The sequence below is a fragment of the Bartonella sp. 11B genome (assembly GCF_002022625.1).
Classification (GTDB): Bacteria; Pseudomonadota; Alphaproteobacteria; order Rhizobiales; family Rhizobiaceae; genus Bartonella; species Bartonella rochalimae.
On record NZ_CP019783.1, the window covers coordinates 22,501 to 43,445 of the forward strand.

The 20,945-nt window shown below is 38.2% G+C and carries 20 protein-coding genes and 1 pseudogene (1 of these 21 running past the window's edge); 6 read left to right on the forward strand and 15 right to left on the reverse strand.

Features of this window, described 5'->3' with window-relative positions:
- Positions 1 to 1,872: the 3' portion of a M23 family metallopeptidase gene (locus Bho11B_RS00100; protein WP_078673964.1), read on the forward strand. Its footprint begins 117 nt before the window's first position; the window shows 1,872 of its 1,989 coding nt (coding positions 118-1,989); the start codon falls outside the window, past its left edge; its stop codon occupies positions 1,870 to 1,872.
- 585 nt (positions 1,873 to 2,457) lie between these two features.
- Here the strand turns inward: Bho11B_RS00100 and Bho11B_RS00105 are convergent.
- The 3 genes from Bho11B_RS00105 to Bho11B_RS00115 all read right to left on the reverse strand — a co-directional run bounded on the left by Bho11B_RS00105 (position 2,458) and on the right by Bho11B_RS00115 (position 4,859).
- Positions 2,458 to 3,876, reverse strand: a complete 1,419-nt coding sequence (locus tag Bho11B_RS00105) for a sensor histidine kinase (protein WP_035006622.1) — start codon at positions 3,874 to 3,876, stop codon at positions 2,458 to 2,460.
- Between the two features lie 216 nt (positions 3,877 to 4,092).
- The gene (locus Bho11B_RS00110) at positions 4,093 to 4,647 is read right to left on the reverse strand and encodes an RNA polymerase sigma factor (RefSeq protein ID WP_078673965.1); all 555 of its coding nucleotides are present in this window, start codon (positions 4,645 to 4,647) and stop codon (positions 4,093 to 4,095) included.
- Entirely contained in the window at positions 4,644 to 4,859 is a 216-nt protein-coding gene (locus Bho11B_RS00115; RefSeq protein ID WP_035006619.1) for a NepR family anti-sigma factor, read from the reverse strand. The genes Bho11B_RS00110 and Bho11B_RS00115 overlap by 4 nt, the downstream gene beginning before the upstream one ends.
- 162 nt (positions 4,860 to 5,021) lie before the next feature.
- On the opposite strand from Bho11B_RS00115, the gene Bho11B_RS00120 reads away from it, so the two are divergent.
- The 4 genes from Bho11B_RS00120 (at position 5,022) to Bho11B_RS00135 (ending at position 8,085) form a co-directional block, all read left to right on the forward strand.
- Entirely contained in the window at positions 5,022 to 5,816 is a 795-nt protein-coding gene (locus tag Bho11B_RS00120; protein WP_078673966.1) for a response regulator, read from the forward strand.
- A 15-nt stretch (positions 5,817 to 5,831) separates the two neighbouring features.
- Entirely contained in the window at positions 5,832 to 6,845 is a 1,014-nt protein-coding gene (locus Bho11B_RS00125; RefSeq protein WP_078673967.1) for a PAS domain-containing sensor histidine kinase, read from the forward strand.
- Positions 6,846 to 7,245: 400 nt separating this feature from the next.
- The gene (locus tag Bho11B_RS00130) at positions 7,246 to 7,539 is read left to right on the forward strand and encodes a hypothetical protein (protein ID WP_078673968.1); all 294 of its coding nucleotides are present in this window, start codon (positions 7,246 to 7,248) and stop codon (positions 7,537 to 7,539) included.
- A gap of 126 nt (positions 7,540 to 7,665) precedes the next feature.
- Positions 7,666 to 8,085: a hypothetical protein gene (locus tag Bho11B_RS00135; RefSeq protein ID WP_078673969.1), complete on the forward strand. Its 420-nt coding sequence runs from the start codon at positions 7,666 to 7,668 to the stop codon at positions 8,083 to 8,085.
- Between the two features lie 62 nt (positions 8,086 to 8,147).
- Here the strand turns inward: Bho11B_RS00135 and Bho11B_RS00140 are convergent, their stop codons facing one another.
- Positions 8,148 to 8,864, reverse strand: coding sequence for a DUF4167 domain-containing protein (locus Bho11B_RS00140; RefSeq protein ID WP_078673970.1), 717 nt, complete (start codon positions 8,862 to 8,864; stop codon positions 8,148 to 8,150).
- A 763-nt stretch (positions 8,865 to 9,627) separates the two neighbouring features.
- Here Bho11B_RS00140 and Bho11B_RS00150 point away from each other — a divergent pair.
- Entirely contained in the window at positions 9,628 to 10,545 is a 918-nt protein-coding gene (locus Bho11B_RS00150; protein ID WP_078673972.1) for a formate dehydrogenase accessory protein FdhE, read from the forward strand.
- Between the two features lie 243 nt (positions 10,546 to 10,788).
- On the opposite strand, the gene Bho11B_RS00155 is transcribed toward Bho11B_RS00150, so the two are convergent.
- The 11 genes and pseudogenes from Bho11B_RS00155 to Bho11B_RS00205 form a co-directional block, all read right to left on the reverse strand.
- The gene (locus Bho11B_RS00155; RefSeq protein ID WP_078673973.1) at positions 10,789 to 11,238 is read right to left on the reverse strand and encodes a hypothetical protein; all 450 of its coding nucleotides are present in this window, start codon (positions 11,236 to 11,238) and stop codon (positions 10,789 to 10,791) included.
- 469 nt (positions 11,239 to 11,707) lie between these two features.
- On the reverse strand, positions 11,708 to 11,959 hold the full coding sequence (locus Bho11B_RS00160) for a hypothetical protein (RefSeq protein ID WP_035006609.1): 252 nt from the start codon (positions 11,957 to 11,959) through the stop codon (positions 11,708 to 11,710).
- Positions 11,956 to 12,618 (reverse strand): lysozyme, encoded by a 663-nt coding sequence (locus Bho11B_RS00165; RefSeq protein ID WP_078673974.1) that lies wholly within the window; start codon positions 12,616 to 12,618, stop codon positions 11,956 to 11,958. The genes Bho11B_RS00160 and Bho11B_RS00165 overlap by 4 nt, the downstream gene beginning before the upstream one ends.
- A 101-nt stretch (positions 12,619 to 12,719) precedes the next feature.
- Entirely contained in the window at positions 12,720 to 12,983 is a 264-nt protein-coding gene (locus Bho11B_RS00170) for a hypothetical protein (RefSeq protein ID WP_035006607.1), read from the reverse strand.
- 533 nt (positions 12,984 to 13,516) lie between these two features.
- Positions 13,517 to 14,506, reverse strand: coding sequence for a phage tail protein (locus Bho11B_RS00175; protein ID WP_078673975.1), 990 nt, complete (start codon positions 14,504 to 14,506; stop codon positions 13,517 to 13,519).
- A gap of 5 nt (positions 14,507 to 14,511) precedes the next feature.
- The gene (locus Bho11B_RS00180; RefSeq protein WP_078673976.1) at positions 14,512 to 15,627 is read right to left on the reverse strand and encodes a tail fiber domain-containing protein; all 1,116 of its coding nucleotides are present in this window, start codon (positions 15,625 to 15,627) and stop codon (positions 14,512 to 14,514) included.
- A 4-nt stretch (positions 15,628 to 15,631) separates the two neighbouring features.
- A pseudogene (locus tag Bho11B_RS00185) lies at positions 15,632 to 16,108 on the reverse strand (hypothetical protein); the annotation flags it as partial.
- Positions 16,109 to 16,504: 396 nt separating this feature from the next.
- On the reverse strand, positions 16,505 to 17,968 hold the full coding sequence (locus Bho11B_RS00190; protein WP_035006604.1) for a hypothetical protein: 1,464 nt from the start codon (positions 17,966 to 17,968) through the stop codon (positions 16,505 to 16,507).
- Positions 17,969 to 18,685, reverse strand: coding sequence for a hypothetical protein (locus Bho11B_RS00195; protein WP_236829043.1), 717 nt, complete (start codon positions 18,683 to 18,685; stop codon positions 17,969 to 17,971). It lies immediately after the preceding gene.
- Positions 18,686 to 18,753: 68 nt separating this feature from the next.
- Positions 18,754 to 19,884 (reverse strand): N4-gp56 family major capsid protein, encoded by a 1,131-nt coding sequence (locus Bho11B_RS00200; RefSeq protein WP_035006602.1) that lies wholly within the window; start codon positions 19,882 to 19,884, stop codon positions 18,754 to 18,756.
- A 126-nt stretch (positions 19,885 to 20,010) separates the two neighbouring features.
- On the reverse strand, positions 20,011 to 20,880 hold the full coding sequence (locus Bho11B_RS00205) for a hypothetical protein (RefSeq protein WP_035006601.1): 870 nt from the start codon (positions 20,878 to 20,880) through the stop codon (positions 20,011 to 20,013).
- Positions 20,881 to 20,945: the final 65 nt, after the last annotated feature.

Consider the following 20,945-nt stretch of genomic DNA (forward strand, 5'->3'; position numbering starts at 1 on the left):
CTCACTGGAGTAACCTCTTGTATTCTTATGGGAATCGCGCTTTTTGCTGCTTTAGAAGGAAAACACACTTTAATTACTCCTGCACAATGGTTTTTATTAGAAGATCATTCTCTTGAAGACTATGACAAAAAGGGAGATCGTATTGCTCCCACACATGCCCGTCAAAGCTTTGATAGAAAAAGACAATTTGAATTATCTACGCTTCAAAAAAAGGGAAATGAAAAAGTCGTTGAGACTCAGAACTTTGAATGGATCCGGATGGCCTTAGCCGAAGAACGCCGTCATAAATACACCTACCCACCCTTTGATGCCTTAAGTATTTTTTCTAATGATTCGAACAATCAAATTTCTCAAACTCTTGAAGGAGGGCAAATTTATGGAGCAAAAGTTGAAACAAAAATGACTCTACGCAGCCATGATTTTATTATTGAACAGGCGCACTTTGATGAAACGGATATACTTACGGCTGAAGAAGCACAAAAAGAAATACAAAAATCCGGATTTGCTTTGGATAAAAATAATGAGAAACTTTCACTTCTTCCTTTTTTAGACCCCGCACAACTCGATATTTCAACACCTTCTCTTAAAGTACCAAAGATTCCTAATGTGCGTCTTACCCAAGAAAATGTCACTATTACAGCAAGCAATCATCGAATTGATCTCACCAAAAATTATGCTGAAGACATTATTCCCATTCGTAAAAAGAAGACAATTTTAGAAGCGCTTCAAAAATCCGACTATCCACAAGAACAGATGGAGAAAATTGCACAAACATTAGCGAAATTGAACCGTTCAGATACACTCAAAGCAGGAAATCTTTTACGCATTGGAATTGTCACACAACACGGTGAAGAAGATCATCTTGTTCGGGCAAGTATTTACCAAGGAATGAATCATATTCTGACAATTGCCCTCAATGATAACAACGAATTTGTTGCAAGTACAGAACCAGAAATGTCACATGCCCTTAAAACTGCATTTCAAAATGGTCAGCCTCATTCTTATGTTAGTGTGGCACAATTACCAACAGTTTATGATGCAATCTATCAAGCTGTTCTCAGCCATAATATGTCACAATCTCTTTCACAGCATCTTATTCGTTTACTTGCAATGAATATTGATATGAAAAGCCGCATCACACCAACTGATCAGCTCGAAATATTTTACGCTCTTCCTAAACAACAGGCTGAAAAAAACAGTAAAAATACAAAAAATGGTACACAACTGCAAACGGCCTCCTCTTCCGCCAATGGAGATCCTGAAATCCGTTATATAAGTGCAACCTTTGGGAGTGTTACGTACAAATATTACCATTACCAATCCACGAATGGGAGTGCCGATTATTATGATTCAGAGGGAAAAAGTTCAAAGCCTTTTTTGCTTAGAAAGCCGATCCCTAATGGCATTTTCGGCTCACCTTATGGTCCACGGAAGCACCCTATTTTAGGTTATGTGCGCATGCACACAGGTGTCGATTGGATAGCACCAAAGGGATCACCCATTATTGCTGTTGGAGATGGTGTGGTGACAAGAGTTGGAGTCGTAAGCGGTTATGGCAACCATACAGAAATTAAACATGCTAACGGCTATGTCAGTAGTTATTCACATCAAAATAATTATGCTCCTAATATTAGTCCAGGCGTCAAAATAAAACAAGGACAAATTATTGGATATGTTGGATCGACTGGTCTTGCAACTGGACCTCACTGTCATTTTGAAATCATTGTGAATGGTAAAAAAGTTGATCCTATGCGTATTCGTTTGCCTGATAGTAAATCTTTAAAAGACAAAGATCTACAAGCATTTCTGAAAGAAAAGAAAAATATTGATTCCTTAATATACAGCGTAACACAGCCAGAAAATGCATCTTAATTGATTCATATATCAGGAAAACTACTGTTTTTCTACGAGAGGACATCACTGATATTGTTGTATCGATTAATCGTTTAAGTCAAAGATAAAGTTTTAAAAGATTAAATAAAGAAAATAGTATAGAAATATTCCTTTAAAGAATCTCAGTTCATTTTTTACGATAGAGATCCAACAGTTCATCATACCCCTATAGATCATAGTGAATTCTCCTGTATCATTGCGATTCAGTAGAAACATTTTTCACTTGCTCTCATGAGAAAAAAGAGAAGAAAGTAAAAACTGTATTTTGAAAAACGCTTTTCAAGATTTCTTTTCTCTTTTCCCCTTCTCTTTGATCAAAGACAAATTCTGTAAAAGAGAGGACTAAAGAAATTTTTTGGGAGCAATTCAGTAAAACTCTTTTTGTACTCCTAACCTGTATATGAGAGCTTTGACGAATTGTTATGATTGCATACTGTCGATGGTTTGAGAACTTTTTTCGCCAAATTTTATCATGTTTTTTACAGAGAGTTTTATTGAGAAATTTCAATGCTTGTATCAATGAAAATTTTGATCAAAGAATATAATCTCTTTTAAAAGAGAGCATTAAAAACGCTCCGAACAGTTTCCTATGATCTTTGGCAAAGGAATGATCACCTTTGTTCCTCCTAAAGCAGATGTTTCAAACAGTGCTTTCTCACCAAATTGCATACAAAGCTGTTCTATAACCAAACGACCAAGTCCCGTTTTTAGCTCTGCATTTTGACTGCACATCCCCACGCCATCATCTTCAACGATCAGAGCCATTTTTCCATTCTTCTGAGGTCCACAAAAAATATAAATATTCCCATGGCGTTTATCAGGAAAAGCATGTTTTAAAGAATTTGTAAGCAATTCACCCAGAATAATTCCGAGCGTCGTAGCATCTCTTGAAGATAATCGGCAGTCTTTGAAATCCTTATGAAGAGTTATATTTTCACGTAATTCAAATGGTATAGCCAATTCAACATCATGCACAACCAAATTAAGAAAATCTGCCAATAATGTTGTCTCCATATCATCGCTCAAACGCAAACGACGATGCGCTGCTGATATTGTTTGGATGCGATCTCGTGCTGCTCCCAAAACAGAACGAACCTCTTCATTCTTGCTTCGATTTAATTGCAAACCAAGCAAAGAAGAAACCGTACCCAGGGAATTGCCAATGCGGTGGCTCGCGTCCTGTAACAACATTTCAACACGACAACGTTCTTTTTCCGCATAATTACGAGCCTTTTCCAACTCCTGTGTTCGTTCCTTGACACGAGCTTCAAGAGCTGCATTCTCACTATGAAGAAGTAACTGATAGGTTTTTAAAGACTGAATATCGGATCGAAAACGGTTAATCACAAAATAGGCAGAAATAAAAGTGCTCACAACAGACACAATAGCAGCCAGAGTCAAAGCAGCACGCATGAGCGCTATATCTTCACGTTTTTTTTGTCGTTCAATATCATCGCCATCGATAAAATTGGCCATTAATTGAACCAAACTTGTGACTTGAGTTGTCTTAACTTCAGGAAACGCCGAAGAATGAACGGATTGACCAGAAGATGCATCAAGAGCAATCATATGGTCCTTCATAATTGCTGTACGTGCTTTGATCTCTTTTTTAAAAGCTGTAAACCAGGTATACCATTGTGAATGAGAATGAACAAGAAGGGCAATATAATTGAGAATATCATCAAGATGAAGAACCGCTGTTTCAAAGCGCACTTTATCTTCCACCCGACGATTTTTTTCATAGCTTCGATTTGCTGCAGCCATATCGATTAAACTAATAAGGGCTAAATCTGCTTGTTCACGCAATTCTGAGCTTGTATCCAACTGTGAAATTTCCTGATCAACGGCATTGGATAATAGAATAATAAAGGTCGAAGCCAAAAAAGCCATGAAAAGAGAAACAATAATTGCTCCCCACCGCCAACGTGATGTTGTTGAACCAGAAATGGGTATTTTAGAAGACAAATTCGCCTTTGTTATCATATACTTTCCATCAATGAATCCAAAAATCAGCACTCTTCAGTTTAGAAAAAAATTATTTTATTTCTTTAAGAGTTGAAGAAAGAGAGTTATTTTCCATATCCTCGTTTTTGCTCTTGTTCCTAGAAGGCGAGATAAAAGGCTCTGCGCATTCTCACAATTTTGATTTCTCTGTAGCGATAACAATAATAAACCATGTTCTCACCCATCATTATTTTCCTAATCACTAAAAGAACATAAGATGCTTCCAGCCGAACAAAGATCGGGACCATAATCAGTATCACCATCAACTTCGAGAAGCTTTTGCAAACGATTGCGTGCACGACTTACACGGCTTTTAACTGTTCCAATAGCACAATTGCAAATAGCTGCAGCATCTTCATAAGAAAAACCAGAGGCCCCAATTAAAATGATTGCCTCTCTTTGTTCAGCTGATAATGTGTTTAAGGCTTTTTTAAAGTCATGCAAATCGAGCGTCCCATATTGGGAAGGATGAACAGCTATATTTTGAGTGAAAACGCCATCGCTATCTTGCACTTCTCTTCCTCTTTTCCGCATTTGACTATAAAATTCATTGCGCAAAATCGTAAAAAGCCATGCTTTTATATTAGTACCAATTTCAAAACTTTCTTGCTTAGCCCACGCCTTCATAAGGGTATCCTGTACCAAATCTTCAGCTCTATCATGCGTGCCACTTAAAGAAACAGCAAAAGCCCGTAAAGCTGGTAAAACAAAAAGCAATTCTTGTTTAAAATCTTTTGAGCTCTGCGTCATAAGGGATCAAACCTTTTTTCTTCAGAACGAAGACTATCTTGTTCTGCTTGTTCTAATTTGTCCAAAAGCTCCAGCAAACGTAGGGGAAGTGGCTCTTCTTGAATTTGCATATAAAATTGACGCAATTTTAGTGCTATTTCACTGTTTGCGCCGAGAAGATCATCTTCAAATGTAAAATAATCGGTGAGATTTTTTTCACCAAAGTTGTTCATTTTTTAGCCCCTTAACCCATATAGTAGTGAAAGAAGATTTTTCTCTTTAAAGTTGTAAATATAGTCCCTCCTAAAAAGTTCCAGACCGAAAGCAGGAACTTTTTTATCCATAAGGGATTGAAAAAATAAAAGTGCTTTCGCAAGCTGAAGGAGTTTTAAATCATGTCCCTATCACAACGCATCGCCCCTCATCTTCCTTATCTGAGACGATTTGCTCGATCCATCACAGGCAACCAAACTTCTGGTGATGCCTATGTCGCAGCCATGTTAGAAGCACTCATTGTTGATTTTTCTATTTTCCCCCAAACGTCCAGTGATCGCATTGGAACGTATCAACTCTTTTGTCACCTTTTTGATCAAACGACGCCCAATATTGCTGAGCCATTGCCGCAATTCGGTTTTGAACAAAAAGCCAGCGCTCAATTATCTTATCTCACTCCCCGTGCACGACAAGCTTTCTTGCTCATTGCTGTTGAAGGATTTAATGAAAGTGAAGCAGGAGAAATCATGAAAATTGATAAACAAAAGTTTCATGAACTCCTCAGCCAAGCCTCTTTTGATATTTCTCAACAAATTGCGACACAAGTCATGATTATTGAGGATGAACCTCTCATTGCCATGGATATTGAACAAATGGTGGAAAGCCTTGGACATCAAGTGATAGGAATCGCAAGAACCCATAATGAAGCTGTTGTCATGTATCATCAGAAAAAACCACGCCTCATTTTAGCTGATATTCAATTAGCCGATAACAGTTCTGGAATTGATGCAGTCAACGATATTTTAAAAAATGATTGTATCCCAGTGATCTTTATTACGGCTTTTCCTGAAAGATTGCTCACTGGAGAACGGCCAGAACCAACCTTTTTGGTCACCAAACCCTTTAATCCTGATATGGTAAAGGCCCTTATCTCACAAGCTTTATTTTTCCAAGAGAATGCGTCTAAAGCAGCCTAACAGAAGGGAATGATTATGTTCGTGCCCCCTGTTTCCACCACATCTATAGATAGATCACACCTCAGCGCTTTACTGCAAGCAATCCGTGGCGCTGATATTTGTGTTTTATATCAAACAACAAATCTGATCTATTTATGGGCAGAAAACCTGCCGCAACCTTTGAAAGAAAAATGGCGAGTTGGATGTCGTGACAGTGATTTTTTCTCAGTCGATCTTGCGGACAATATGGAGACCATCAAACTGCAAGTTTTATCAACAGGGAAAACACAGGCTATTGAAGCACGATTTGAAGATATGTCCAAACAAACCATTTGGTATAAATTTTCTATTGATTGCCACCGGAATGAAAATGGAAAAATCATTGGTATCATCACTACAGGCGTTGATATTTCAGGTCTACGCCGTCGCGAACAAGTGCTTAAAATATTACTACGGGAAGTCAGTCATCGTTCTAAAAATCTTTTAGCAATTATCCAAAGTATTGCAACCCAAACTGCCCGTTATACAGAATCGCTGCAAACCTTCTTACGAAAATTTCAGGGACGTCTTCATTCTCTTTCTCATTCTCAAGATCTGATTACCGACTCTGACTGGCGTGGTGCTCAATTTCATGAATTGGTAAAAACACAAATTTTAAACTATTTAGTAAAAGAAAAGGCGCGTTTTTCCATCAAGGGTATTGATCCTTATCTTTTTCCAAATGCAGTTTTGCATATTGGATTAGCTTTTCATGAATTAATTATTAATTCGCTCTCTTTTGGTGCTTTATCACAAGACGAAGGAACTGTTTCTATTACTTGCACAGTCAGCACAACAGCCCAAGGAAAAACGCAACTCTTTATCACATGGAGTGAAGAATTTAAAAAGAAAATCTTTCTTCCTGCACATAAGAAAGCCTGTTTTGGAAATACCGTTTTAGACAAAATCGTTCCCATTGCAGTAGATGGTTCAGCTTTTTTAAAATTAACGGACGAAGGATTGATCTATTGTTTATCTGTTTCTAACAATTATTTTGATATTTTGTCTTAGGTAAAGCAATCCGAGCATTGCAACTAAAAAATCAAGCAGTCGCGCATTGCGAATAAGAATAAAGTGATCCAAGCATCACGACTAAGAACAAAGCCATCCGAGCATTGCGACTGAAAAATCAAGCGATCGAGCATTGCGGATAAGAATAAAGTGATCCAAGCATCACGACTAAGAACAAAGCCATCCGAGCATTACGGATAAGAATAAAGCCATTCAAGCAACAGGGAATTTATACCCCGAATTATCAAAGCTTGGCGCTTTTTAGCTTTTCTTTTCCTCCTACAGCAGCAAGATAGAGTATTTCTTTGGAACGAAAACCCTTTGAAATTATTTAGAATCCAGAGGATCTACCTCTCACACAATTTCTCAATACTCTATATTTTATTCGGATAAGTACATTATGAATCCTGTTCTTGCTGTTCTTCTACTGGTTTCATGTACAGATGATTTTAACAGTTGTTATTCCAATAAAACTATGGTTAAAATTTATCTCACAGCACAAGCATGTGAGCAAAAAATTATACCCTCAATTAAAGAATTTACCTCTTATGGAGAACAAATCTTCGCTCAATGCACAAATATCTCTGCCAGCGTACCACAACAAGAAATAACCCTTATCTGGTCTGTAACAAACAAAGGCAATTTTTTCCTAAAAGAACAAAATACTGATGAGACCGTAAGCTCAGCATTGTAACGCAAATGGGCAAAACTATTCTCCTCCACCAGCATCTTCCCATTGAACGAAAACAATTAAAAGTATACATTTGGTTTAACGAGCAAAAATCAATATCAGCACTCAATAACAGTAAGGCATAAACCAATGTATGATTCCAAAGCTCAAAACAGTGAGCCCTGTGTTCTTTCACAAAACACACCATTAGATCCTGCCGTGGAACAGGTGAGAAAGAAACTGATGCGTTTGATGATCATCTCCATCTCTATCACACTTTTGTTAATTCTTGCTGTCTTTGCTGGAGTCATTTATAAAATTATAAAACCTGAGACAACGCTAAAATCGGCACAGCCTTTATTTTCTTCAGTGCCTCATCATACTTTATCTTTACCTGCAAAAACGCAAATTTTATCGCAAAGTCTTTCCCAACAAAATATGATCTTGAGACTCTTAACACCAGAAGGACAAACGAAACTTATGATTTATAATTACCACACCGGTGAGCTTCTTTCGGTTTTTTCGGTCAACATCACAGAAAAAACAATGGATTCTGACTCTTCTTTATAATGAATCGAAGAAGAATAAATAAAAATATCACCTTCTAAAATGAATAAAACATCTTAAAATGTTTAAGTATTTTCTTCCACTGAAGAAGAAGATGTTGCCCGGCGCCGACGTGGTTTTTTCTGCTCCTTTTCGCTTAATAAAGGAAGAGGAACAATTTTTTCTGCCGATGTGATAACTTTTTCAGCACTGTCTGAAACAACCGTTGATTGCTTAGAGGATAAAGTTTCTGAAACACGAACCCTACGAGAACGTGAAAGACGCCGTGATGATTTGGAAGCTTCAGCTCCTTCTTCAGCAGTTTGTTGCTCTTGCTGCTCAGCTTTATCAGCTCGAAAATTCTCATCTAATGTATCAGATGTATACTTCCCTTTTCTTTGATTTTTTCGCCCATCACCATTCCTTGATGAATGCTCTTGCAAGGACGGTCTTTCGTTATTATTATCCTCTCTTGTACTTTCTTCAACGCTTGTGTCTTCGCATTCCTGCTCGTTATTTTCATCACGCTTATGAGAGTGAGACATTTGGTCATTAGCTGCTAAAATAATACGCAAATAGTGTTCAGCATGCTGCAAATAATTCTCAGACATAACACTATCACCCGCTCCTTGCGCATCACGTGCAAGACTTATGTATTTATCAGCGATCTGCTGAGCATTTCCACGAATTTTAACATCTGGCCCGTTGCTTTCATAATTACGAGATAACGGATTAGGACCGCGACGATTATTATTGCCATTGTTATTGCGACCGCGTACGCGTCTATTCTGCTGTGGCCTCATATTTATCCCTTTTGGATTTTATTGCTCTTTAAATTTTCTCTTATTGCATTATTTTTTATAATGCTTATCACTTTCAAAATTTAGTTATTGAACCATCCCCGTTTCACTTAACCTAAACGATATTCCTTGGCTTCTTAATAAAGATATATATTTTGAAATATCACACAAAAACAGTACGGAATACTTAACCCAAAATTCCCTATCTCTCCGCTCTCTCCGCTGACAAGCAGAAACCTAGAGATGTTCACAGAAAATGCCAAGTGTTTTTTTCAAATAAATCACAATTTCATTAAAAAAAATCATTTTATTGTCGAAAAACAACACAAAAACGCAAATATACACACATCTGTTGTGGATTTAAAAGAATATGTCTCCTTTTAAAATCCATTTTTCCGAATATAGACACTCCTTTATTTTTTAACATCATAAAAAGGCTTCCCCCCTCTATGAATTTAATTATAAAGGAAATTCGCAATGCTATTGCCGAGTTCCTGCTCAAGATCTCGTTCGTTTGAATCCTAATGCCGTTTAATAGACGAATGTGAAGCAAAATATCCTTTTCACAAGACACTTCACTCTTCATATTTTCGCACTCATTAATTTTCGTTCAAAAAATTCATACTGACAATCCCTAAAAGCGGAAAAAAGTTCCATACTACGCAGATCCGCACAGCAAAATAAATTAAAGTAATCTTAAAAATGAAAATTGTAAGCTTTTTATAAGAAAAAAGGTTATAAGCAAAATACAAAAGAGGGATATCACATGCTACACCAAAAAGATTCAGAAGGATTAGACACTCCTTCTACAACACACACCCCATTTATGATAAAATTTCCTGAGAGTGAAGCTTTGTTTGCAAAACGAGCTCAGTGCTTTACATCTTTAGCCACCACTCACTCCGCTAAAGATACCCTTCTCTTTCTAGCTCATTTTTGCACAATCCAACAACAATCAGTCAAACGATTTAAAGATTTTTCTCGTGCACTTGCTCGTTTTAGCACCATGTCTACTCCTTTTATTGATCGATCAAAGATATTAGAATTGGGTTTTTATGAAAGCGTTGTGCATGATTTTTTAAACAATATGTCAATTTATGCACTCCCTGTAAAACAAAAAGAAGCTTTAAGCAGAATGCATCTTCGACAAGATCAATGGCGCCTTTGGGGAAGCAATATACTCAATTGTGAAATTCCACTACAACAAGAAGGAGAGCACCTTTTTATTACTGGCGTTTTACAAATTATTTACTCTCTGGCAGCTTCACAGCTTAATACTGAAATCATAAAGATACACCAACAGAATCTTTGCCCTTCCTGTAGGGGAACCCATTCAGCCAGCATTGTTGTTGAGACAGGATTAGAAGAAGGCACACGACTTTGCTCTTGTCTTTATTGCGGCACCTTATGGCATTATCCACTTCTTCAATGCACCTTTTGCGAATCAATCCAAAACGTTTCTTCTTCTAATCTAGACAAGAGTTCAGGTGCTATTGTTGTTGAAACATGCCAGACATGTCAGCGTTCCTGCAACCGACTTGATCTACACAAAGATCCATCTTTGGATGTGTTTGCAGATGATATTGCCTATATACTAGATCACCTCTCACAATCCTCTCTGCCTTTAAAACTAGGAGCTTTTAATCCTTTTCTAGCAGTATATATAAATACGCAGAACAAATAGCACATACTATAAACGAGGCAGAAAGATTATAGAGAAAAAAGAGTCTGAGAGAGAACATGAATATAAATTGAGAAGCAATAAAATTAAGCAATTTGAGTAAGAATCTTATTCTCGACAATTCTTTTTTCTCTGAAAAGAAGAGTCACATCATTGAAAGAAACCTTCTGGTATCGGGCAACACTCGACACTCTTAAGGGCAATTTTTGCTTTACATAAACGTCAAGAAATTTAAAAGTGGAAACCTTAAAAGTGATGATGCTCTTGGCTATTTCCTTCACCTTTTTCCTGCTCACCTAGAAGACAGTCACGCAGCAAAAAATAATTTCCATCTCCTGGACGAATAATTTTTATACATTTTTTCTTAGCATCATCGGAAACCTCTTCCCACATTTTGCGAATCGCAAAAAAAGCCTCACTTTCTAGATGAAAACAACGATGATAGACTTGTTGCACCATATCGGGCACAGCTAAAGCTGCAATTTCTTTACAATAAACACGAAAATCAAATGTTGGAATAGTTAATTTAACAGGTTCTTCTTGTACGACCTCTTGTTTGAAAAAAAAGTGACCGATAATTGTTTTCACCACAAAATAAAAAGTCAGTACACAAAAAAGAACGATACAAAAAAAAGTAATTTTTTTATACAATTTTTTGCGATAGGATTTTCGCCTGGCGCGGAGTCTTTTTTCCATGAACAGCGTATCCTTTACTCTACCAAGAACAGATCATACTTGAGAAGAAAGTTAAATAGAACAAAAAACTATTATCAATTGTCTTACATCAAAAAGCAATCTTTCGTTCATTTTAAGAAAAGAATCTTATTGTTTTTCCAAGGCTAAAATCTTTTTTTACAATACACTCATCTTGTTTCTTTTCTTTCTTTTTCTTCATTCAATTTGCACAATTTTTCATGGGTATAATCAATTAAAGAACACACACCATCATCCTTATGGTGTAATAAGATCAATAAAAGGAGCAAATGAGCGTGACTCAATATTTGTATCGTTATATTCTTCCCTCTTTTTCATTCTAGCCATTGGGCTTTTTTGAAAATCAAATTTATTTTATGTTCACCAGCATTTCTGCTTTTTTCCAAAGCGATCTGTTTCCACGATCCAGCGTGATAACAAAGGTTCTTGCTGAACTAAATGCGCTGGTTTGTTAATGATTGGAGGCTTTTTCCATCCTATGCAAGAGAACGGCACATTCTTTTGGCATCCCTCCAAGAGCACGACAGAGGCTAAAAGGGGAAAGAGTAAAAGTTTCAGCATTAATTTTCTCACGATTTTGAAGAGCCGATATCGCTTGTATCAAGGACCTTGTCCGTTCAAAAGAACGTCCATAAAAAAAGCTACTCAAAGCAATGACAATAACCAAAAGGATAGCAAAACCCCATCGAAACAAAAAAATCACTTTTGTTCTTTCCTCACTGTATCAATATACAAGATAATGCCCACAATCACAGTCACAATCATAATACCAGCCAAAGCCCACTGTACAGGACCATGTCCCGTAACAAATCCTGTAAGACCTGAAAAAGATGCAATCAATGGTGCAAAAACTTCTGCTTTGAAAAAAGGCATGCTCTTCGTTGTTTCCACCTTTTGATAATTAGAAGAAACATAAGCCCCTTTAGCCCATAAACCAGCCTCTGCTGCACGTCGATGCACCAATCCCTGCACACGTTTTCCTCCTGCTCTTATCCATTTTTGCAATTCGGCTGGTACGGCTTCATAATCTCCTTTGTTCAGCTTTTTTAAGAGCGTGGAATTACAAAATGCCTCTGTTCCTATATTATAACAAAAGGATACAAGAGCTGCAAACTGTTCATCAGTTAAAAACTGAGTGACTTCGCGTTCCACAGTTTGTTCAAATTGTTTCAAATCTTGTCGAAGTATAGTCTCTGCTTCAACCTGTGTGATTTCCATGCCATCTTGTACAACAGGTTTTCCTGCTTGTTCTGTATGTCCATATCCAATTGTCCACACGCCAATAACATCTTGATAAGCCTTTAAGCGTAATCCTTCCCATTGTTTAATGAGTGCAAGCCCCTCTTTTGATATTTGCCGCATTTTCCTGATTCCATAAACCGCCTATAGGATGATTAAAATCGATGGTTTTCCCCTAATTATGCACTTTCCAGCTGACAATTCTCCAGCTGACAATTAAGTGCTCATTTTGGAAATCTTCCCGCTTTTTCTGATGAAAAGCTATGATCTTTTATTCCTGTTGTCAATTGTTCTTCCAAAGCCGTAATACGCTGTAAAAGTTGTATATAGTTTTTTTGGTGTTTTTTATCTTCACGCTTTCCTTCTTGCAGGATTTGCTTCAACAATGCATTTAAAGGGGCATGTCCCATTCTTCCACTCGCATAGAGAACAACACGAATATGACTAGGATCATCAATATCAGCAATTGAAAATGGAAAGAGTGCCATTTTATTTTTTCCTTTATTCTTGGATTTATCAACAGTCCATGAGGAAACTTTTCTATTCTCACCGATCAATTATCCTGTTTTCTTTTCATTATTGAGCAGCTGTCAGAGCCTCTATTTTCAATAATTTGAGATGAAATTCTCGTTATTCTTCCAATAATGCGTTGGAAAGAATAGAAAATGTAAGATAAGGAATCATTTTTATTGATGGAAAATATTTTATCTTTGCAAAAGCATTCTCTTCATGAAAGAAGAAAACCAAGCTAGCTCCTCATTTAAAAAGGTAGGATTCCTTGATCCTTCGCACAATTTTATTCTACCTCCACAATAACGATTGTAGATACATCGATGCTTTCCCTTATCCTACGAAGAAAGAAGAATAGACAAGAAAGCCTTTATGAAAGGCATCTTTAGCAAGAAAGAAACCTTTAAAAAGCGCATTTTTTCCATCATGGTGTTTCTCAAGAGACTGCAAATATTTTGCCCTTTCCCCATAGGAAAGCAAAAATTCTCTCTGTTTTTAGCACAGAAAGATTTTATATCTTAATGGCATAAATAACGGCCATATTTCGGGGACGTGTTTCATTTCCCCCTGTTTTATCGATGATTAATTTGTGAGTATGCTCTCCAGAATCAGCTGTATATCTTTGTTGTGTCCATCTACGTCTGAGAAGTCCTCCCCCTCCTAATGCATCATCTGCCGCTTCGTATCCTGTATATATGTGATCATGCAATCCTGATTTGTCTGTTGTTCCTGTATGGTCATGAGATTTAAAAGAGTCTTTTTGCTCACTTCCTAAAACACGGTCCTTATCAATTCCTTTTCCACTATCCAATCCCCGTAAAAACATACCACGAAAATCGGGAACATTAAAAGTTGTTGTGCCATCTCCTTTCCCCCACACTTCTCCAATAGCCTCAAAAAGGCTTGCATATTCCCCTCGAGCATAGGCTTTACCATCACACAATAACCATTCATCCGGAATTTTTTCCGTTGCAAAAGAAGCAATAAAGCCTGAAGGAAAAACACTGACTTTAGGGAGAACAACAGCTGGATTGGTTAAATACCATCCTTCTTCTTTTTTTTCACCGATTTCCGAATAATAGATCAGTTCATAAAGCCCTTCTTTTTGCATCTCGCCACCGGTCAACGGTCGGAGTCCCTCCTGTGTTCCTTTATAAATTGGCTGAGAAGACAATTGATTTAAGACAACACTTGTGGCTCCGACATTCGTTTCTTGCGCTTTAAATCGAAGCACAATACCATTTTGATAAGCTGCATAAGGAGCCTTAGTTGTCAAATGAATAGAGGTTTTTTTCTTACTTTCTTCTTTCTCTTCAGCCGTTATAGTGAATTTAACCTCAACGGTTCCCCCGATATCGGATAAATATTCTTTGACGCGCTGCATCATTGCACGAGCACTATCATTCACTGAACTTGGAGGTTGTCCTTCAGCCCAGTTGATTATTTCGTCGGCGCGAGCATTCTCAGCCGCAATAAGTGACCAATCATAAATTGAGCTCATAGGATTTATCCTTTTTTTGCAGACCACAACCAAGAAAAGAAAGAAGAAAAAAAGGCAAAGAATTTTTTCTTTGGTTTTTTGATCTTTTCCAATCCAAAGCCGAGCTTGTTATAATTCACATGCAATAAATGTGTTTTTATATTCATATAAACGGCATCGGGATTCAAACGAACGAGATCTTGAGCAAGAACCCCGCGATAGCGTTGCGAATTTCCTTTATAATTAAATTCATAGAGGGGATAGCCGTTCTTCTCCCCTACAAGAACGATATTTTCTTTAACGTTTACATCAGAAAGACCAATAATGCCTTTCAACAAGCCAAGCACGCGCTGCGCATCACGTAAGGGATCCTTTGTGATTGCAGGCATAGTTGTGGATTCTCCTGTTTTTGTTCCATAATTACCGGCTGCTTTGGTTCCAATTTGCAGCAATCTTTCCAATTGATTCCAGGCTTGATTATCCTGTTCGCGCCATTTTTCTTGCTCTACATCCAAAGCATGCTGCTTATTTGCATCTTGTACCATTCCGCCCTTCAAAGCATTATTTTGAGCATTGCTTTGTCCTTGATAGAAATTATTGGCTGTATTCACTTGATTTTGCATCGAACGATCAATCATCTGATTTGCGTTGAGCATATGATTAATATCTTGATTATATTGTTGTGCGGTTGCCTGAGTTGCCAATGCTCCCAATTCATCGGTAAGCACACCGGTATGGGCACCAGAGCCATAACGTCCTGCTCCTGCCATAGATTGATTAACAACATCGGATGTTTTATTCAGTGCTCTGCTAAGAGCATCATTAAATTTGCTATTATTGCCTATCCAATTTCCGGCGGCCATCTCAGAGAGATTTTGAGCACTTTTTGTAGGTTCTTTGAGCCACTCATTAAAGACTGAATTGTTATATTGATTGGCTGCATTTTCTAAACCCTTAAGAGCATTTTGTGTTGTTTCACTTAAATCAGCATGCCGTTCTCCTTGATAGACATTTCCCCCTATGCCTTTATTATACAAATTGAGAGCTTCAGCGCTTGCCTGTTTTAAGATATCCTCCGCCCACGAGGGTGGAGCGTTCGTTTGTGTCGTTGTTTGAACCTGAGGGCTTGTCCGTCTTCTCATGCTTTAAAACCTTTCTATAATGAATAAAATTGATAGCATATCCGTGATGAACAAGCATTTTCGCCCACCCAGATCTTCCCAGTGTCAAAATTTCATCAGCCTTGATAGTTCGTGCCCATTGTTCGAGTTGATCAATCAATGAAACCAGTTTGATGCCTCCCTGGCCAGCAAGGTCTAAAATAACAACGCGTTTTTTTCCATCGTGCGTTTTTTCAATTTTGGTTATTACAAAAGCACTAAATTCAGTTCTATTTTTTAAAATCAACCACAGCTGCGCCTGCCCACCAATGATCTCTTCAGCCATATGTTTCAAACACACATCATGAGGAAATCGTTGAGCATATTTCCGCATAGCTGCATTCATAGCCTCTCGATAAAGAGCCATTTTTTCCCAAGACCACTGATGCGTACAATGAAGAGAATAAAAATCTTCATGATCTGAGCGTTGTGTTACAATTTTAGCTTTTTTCTTCCAGGGCATAGCATCCCAACTTCTTAACTTTGCTCTCGCCAGAAGTTTTTTTGTTGCTATACTCAATACATCCCTTATCCCCATAAAATCTCTCACCATTTATCTAGAGCATTCTCTTATCCACAAACATAATCCTGCCATTCAATCTGCCCTACCTATGGAAGAAACACGCGATACATCACCAAAAACAGCCGGAGAATCCTATTGTCACCCTCCATTGCGCTCATTTATACTGATACCTCCTGATTGAATAACCCACCGCATCAGCATCTTGCCCAAGCATACTCACCATATTAAGCTTTTACCCTAGCATCCTCACCATTCTAGTTTTGTGCCTTAGCAAACTCGACGCATGAGCCCTATTCTTTGGTATGCTTAACGCATAAGCCCTATTCTTTGGCATGCTTAACGCATGCCGGCAGGCCTCAACTCGACATCAAATCCAGTGACATGAGACCAATTGACTCCTTCTGGTATCCGAAGCTTAAAGCGATAAAACCGCGCCCTAGCACGAGAATGAATTTGTCCCGTATGCGTAGAAGGTTGTCTTTCTGGCAACCAAACAGTTTCTTCCTCAAAGGCTTGACGAAAGCGCATACCAACCGACAAATAAAATGTTTTACTATTCACCTGGGGCATAATATTTCTCACCCTGGTTATCATACCATTTGTCTGTCCCATTTCTTGTGAGGTTATGACACAAGCCATAGGGGATCCAGAAAATGATCCGAGTCTCCCTTCACGATCGAAAGCTCCCAGAATTGGTGTTTCATTTTGCCACACTTTACTATCGAGAGAAAAAGGTAAATCATCCAGACTTTCTGAAACTCTATCAAGCCCTTCTAAGGTATATCCGGTTAGAAAAATAGGCAAAATCATTTTGATATTTACAGTCGCTTTGGTCCACTTTTGCAATCCCCAATCATAGATCAGCAAGATCCGCTCTTCGATCGTTTCATCGGCATCGATAACCCAATAAACGCGGTTATACACGCCATCGATTGCAGCACTCAGAGTAGATAATTGATTTTCTGAGATTTTTGCCACCATAGTTCGATCGACTTTTTCGAATCCGATCGGAGAAATTCGCCCATCTGTAGTAATTTGATAGAATCCTCCCTCATCAGCAAAGAAAGCGAGATCCCCACGACAAACTATTGATTCAGGGTTTTTTGCACCACGTTTATCATGTATTTTCTGGAAACTGAAGATAATCTTAGATCCAGGAATAAAAGAGCCGGCATAAATTGCAGAACGCATAAAGATTAACGGATTTGTTGTTTCTGTTGCTCCTTGCACATATCCCCCATCGGGAAAATCTTGATAATCGCAGCTTTTTTTCCCTACAGTCCAGAACTCAGCATCATTCAACCCAGACCAATGAACGCGTCGTGGATGTTCGGGTAATTTCATGAGACAAACGAAATCGCCCCAAACGCGAACAATTCCTGCTTGTGGAGGATTTCCACCTAAATCTCTAAAATTTTCATCTTGATTAATATCGATAACTTGAGGCTTATCATTTGCATTAACAGCGATAACATAATCGCCAAATAACGCAAAAGACCAAGGTGCATCAACATTAGCAAAATAGGATTTATTTTTACGCGTAATATCTTTCCACTGCAAAGTTGTATTATTGAGCTGATAGATTTTTTTTTCTGTTCCAGCAATAATCGACACACCATTTTTTGTTTTGACAGCGATAGCGCCTAAAATAGTCCCCGGACAAGGCTCTGATAATGGACTAAAATTTGGCATTGGGATATAAGATCCATCTGCAGGAAGCACATTGACAAGTTCATCGGTAAAGAGACTATTGATATGAGCAACATCGGGACGATAATCCGCAAGAGGAAAAAAAGCCATTTAAAACCCCGTTGAAAGAATATGAGAGCATCCTTCGCGACGCGATGTTTCGTAACGCAAGAGTTGGAGCTGTTCTTGAAAATCGCTAAACGCGACAGCAGCACATTCAGCATCTTTGAGAATATTTTTATAGAGTTCGTACTTTGCCCGTGCTTTAATTAAATCGAAAGCATAAACAAACCAAGGGTTCTGATCTTGCAGAGCGAGACTATCAGAAAAATGCGCTGGTCTCCAGAAGAGGCGAACAGTTTCAACAGTATCAGGTGTTGGGAACAGTCCGATTTGTTGATCCAAAAAGGTGTAGAATACGGGTGTTCCTTGAACTGAATGACTTTTATATTCTTTTTGTGCTTTTTTCCCTGATTTATAAAGAAGGGGTATTCGCCTTGCTTCTTTTTTCTCAAGAACCAAAGATTCAATAACCATTTCTGTTTCAAGAAAAGCGGTATCTTCATATCCATACCATGTTTTTCCGCTTTGTGTTTTAAAGCGCATTTCCCGCATTTTATTGAAGAAAAAGGGCTCCTGTTCACACAAGCGAAGAGCAGTTACAATAGAATCTTGAATTTGAATAGAATATTCACCTGTTGTATCATCGACTTCATCCTGAATCAGCGCCACCATTTGCCCAAATGTTTTGGCATGATCGGAGATTTTTGAAACAAATGAATAAGATTGAGCAGAAGATTTTGTTAAAGAAGATCCAGGAATAGGCATGAGTGCTTCCTTTTTATTTTATTCCCTCCCAAAAGTTTAAAAATTGGCAGGGAATTTTATAATCTTTTTTAAGAAGAGAGAGCGTATGTTGAAATCACGATGGTTCCAAAATCCTGAGCTTTTTCACGCTCATTTTCCAAACTGAAGCGTGTTTTTTTCATACCAATAATTGTTTTTGCAGCAACACCAAACTCACGTTCATAGTCAAAGAGCTCTTCCACCAATTTATAGCGTGTTGCTCCCCGATCCTTACCGAAAGCAATAACAGTACTTTGTGCCCCTAGCAAAACGGCACGACGCACATGAGGAAGCATAGGGATCGTCTTACCATCCTCAGATGCCGGTCCTACACCTTCTGTGACATGCTCTGCTTCTCGTAAGATGACTCCATTATACATACCCAATGATCCATTATAGATGGGATTTTTCATACGGCTTCCACTGTAAATGGCCTTAGTGATATCAAGCCATTGCCCTGGCTCTGTATTGGATCGCAATTGTGTAACTTGTGTTGGATGGAGATAAAGGACATAAACATTTTCTCCATCGACACGCACAGGTCTAATTTTTGGGTTAGCAAGTTTAGCGCGTTCGACAGCTTTATCAATCAACTGAAGAGTAAAGATATCGCTTGATTTAAGATCTGCATCTTTTGTTTTTCCATTAGGACGCAGTATCCGTTTGTCGGTTGGTTCAGTTGGTGGATTAAATCCGTAATGCACAGGTTTTACCGCCATGGTTCGTCCTTCAAAATTGATTTTATTTGCTGTAAAACCACAGACATGAAGAAAGAACATCAGACTCAAACGATCTGCATACCAATCGACAAGAGCATTTTTGGCTTCTGTCCGTAAATTATGTAAAGTTCTCTGTTGATCGATTGTGCCTTCATTTCTAACACGAACAGCATGAGAAAGTTCATTAATGACCAAGCGATCCGTCAGGAATTGTAAATCTTCTTCTTTTCCTGTAAGAAGGTCTTTTTCAGTAACCCCCTCACCAAACAATTGGACACGTAAACCAAAGCTAATAGAATCTCCATGCGCTTTATTGGTTTCATCTTTCAATTGAATAATACTATTGGAATCTCTTCCAATAAGTGGTGCAATAGAAATTGCTTTTGAGACTTCTTGATTCAGTAATTTTGACCATGTACGTACAGCCATTGGATGATTAAGTCCGATGTGAGTTGCAGCCATTTTTCCCCCTCATAATTTTTGATATAAAAAAACCGGTATTGTACCGGGCGTTTATTGTTTCCTATCCTAATGCTCAGAACAGAAAGTTATTTTTAGTGTCTTAATTTTTTAGTATTTTTCCTCTCTTTACAGCCCTCCCCCACTCATTAAATGGTTAAAAGCAGCTTTGTTTTTTGGGTTATCGATCCAAACATTAAATTCTCCTTCGGACATCTTATCGAGAAGATCCAAAGAAATTGGCCCATTGGCGCTCAAACCATTAGAAGCGACAAGGGTACGGGCAGAATTTTGCCTCTCCTGAAGAGCTTTCTCCTCCCATACACTTTCTTGTAGGCTCTTTGTTTCCTTCATTCCTTGTAAACTTTGCCCTTGATAATTTTGTAGAATTTCACCTTTATGATTTTGTGGTGTTGTATAGCCAATAGTCTGTGCGATTGTATAAATCATCTCGGCCGGATTTTTATTCTTTTCACGACAATCTTGCACAATCTTTTTCAACTCATCGCCGATCATAGCATCAATAACGTTCGGATCTGCTAGTTCAGGATAAAGAGAAGCACAAGCAGCCAATTGCTTTGCACGCATCTCATAAACAAAATCAGCAGCTTGATTAAAATCGCTATGTACTTTTTTGACAGTCTCCACAGACTGATGAAAAAAAGACTGCAACCGCTCTGCTTCTGAAGCCCCCTGCCCCTGCGAAGCAGTTTGTTGCACTTCTGATGTCTGCTGTTTATTTTGAAGCATTTGTCCAAGCCATTGCAGATAGCCCATAAAGTCTTTTTGCGGATCTGGTGGAGCTTGCATTGGCTCTTCACTCTGATCGCCTTCATTCTCCTGCTCCAGTGAGACTATTTCATTTTCATCGTCCTCTTCTGCAAGGACATTACCTCCCTCTTCTCTCCCAGAATTTCCTTCCAAACTATCACTTGTTTCTTGCAAAGAATGCGTTTCCCATGCGTGCTGTTCTTCCAATGTTAAAGTTTCTTCATTCATTATGCTTTCCTCATTTGCCTAAAACAACAAAATGCCCCCATACCCACGCAGAGCACATATACAAT

Excerpts from the sequence above, each read along its gene's own strand:
- Bho11B_RS00105 (WP_035006622.1), bottom strand. The coding sequence starts at position 3,876 with ATGATAACAAAGGCGAATTTGTCTTCTAAAATACCCATTTCTGGTTCA.
- Bho11B_RS00110 (WP_078673965.1), bottom strand. The coding sequence starts at position 4,647 with ATGACGCAGAGCTCAAAAGATTTTAAACAAGAATTGCTTTTTGTTTTA.
- Bho11B_RS00115 (WP_035006619.1), bottom strand. The coding sequence starts at position 4,859 with ATGAACAACTTTGGTGAAAAAAATCTCACCGATTATTTTACATTTGAA.
- Bho11B_RS00120 (WP_078673966.1), top strand. The coding sequence starts at position 5,022 with ATGTCCCTATCACAACGCATCGCCCCTCATCTTCCTTATCTGAGACGA.
- Bho11B_RS00125 (WP_078673967.1), top strand. The coding sequence starts at position 5,832 with ATGTTCGTGCCCCCTGTTTCCACCACATCTATAGATAGATCACACCTC.
- Bho11B_RS00130 (WP_078673968.1), top strand. The coding sequence starts at position 7,246 with ATGAATCCTGTTCTTGCTGTTCTTCTACTGGTTTCATGTACAGATGAT.
- Bho11B_RS00135 (WP_078673969.1), top strand. The coding sequence starts at position 7,666 with ATGTATGATTCCAAAGCTCAAAACAGTGAGCCCTGTGTTCTTTCACAA.
- Bho11B_RS00140 (WP_078673970.1), bottom strand. The coding sequence starts at position 8,864 with ATGAGGCCACAGCAGAATAGACGCGTACGCGGTCGCAATAACAATGGC.
- Bho11B_RS00150 (WP_078673972.1), top strand. The coding sequence starts at position 9,628 with ATGCTACACCAAAAAGATTCAGAAGGATTAGACACTCCTTCTACAACA.
- Bho11B_RS00155 (WP_078673973.1), bottom strand. The coding sequence starts at position 11,238 with ATGGAAAAAAGACTCCGCGCCAGGCGAAAATCCTATCGCAAAAAATTG.
- Bho11B_RS00165 (WP_078673974.1), bottom strand. The coding sequence starts at position 12,618 with ATGCGGCAAATATCAAAAGAGGGGCTTGCACTCATTAAACAATGGGAA.
- Bho11B_RS00170 (WP_035006607.1), bottom strand. The coding sequence starts at position 12,983 with ATGGCACTCTTTCCATTTTCAATTGCTGATATTGATGATCCTAGTCAT.
- Bho11B_RS00175 (WP_078673975.1), bottom strand. The coding sequence starts at position 14,506 with ATGAGCTCAATTTATGATTGGTCACTTATTGCGGCTGAGAATGCTCGC.
- Bho11B_RS00180 (WP_078673976.1), bottom strand. The coding sequence starts at position 15,627 with ATGAGAAGACGGACAAGCCCTCAGGTTCAAACAACGACACAAACGAAC.
- Bho11B_RS00190 (WP_035006604.1), bottom strand. The coding sequence starts at position 17,968 with ATGGCTTTTTTTCCTCTTGCGGATTATCGTCCCGATGTTGCTCATATC.
- Bho11B_RS00195 (WP_236829043.1), bottom strand. The coding sequence starts at position 18,685 with ATGCCTATTCCTGGATCTTCTTTAACAAAATCTTCTGCTCAATCTTAT.
- Bho11B_RS00200 (WP_035006602.1), bottom strand. The coding sequence starts at position 19,884 with ATGGCTGCAACTCACATCGGACTTAATCATCCAATGGCTGTACGTACA.
- Bho11B_RS00205 (WP_035006601.1), bottom strand. The coding sequence starts at position 20,880 with ATGAATGAAGAAACTTTAACATTGGAAGAACAGCACGCATGGGAAACG.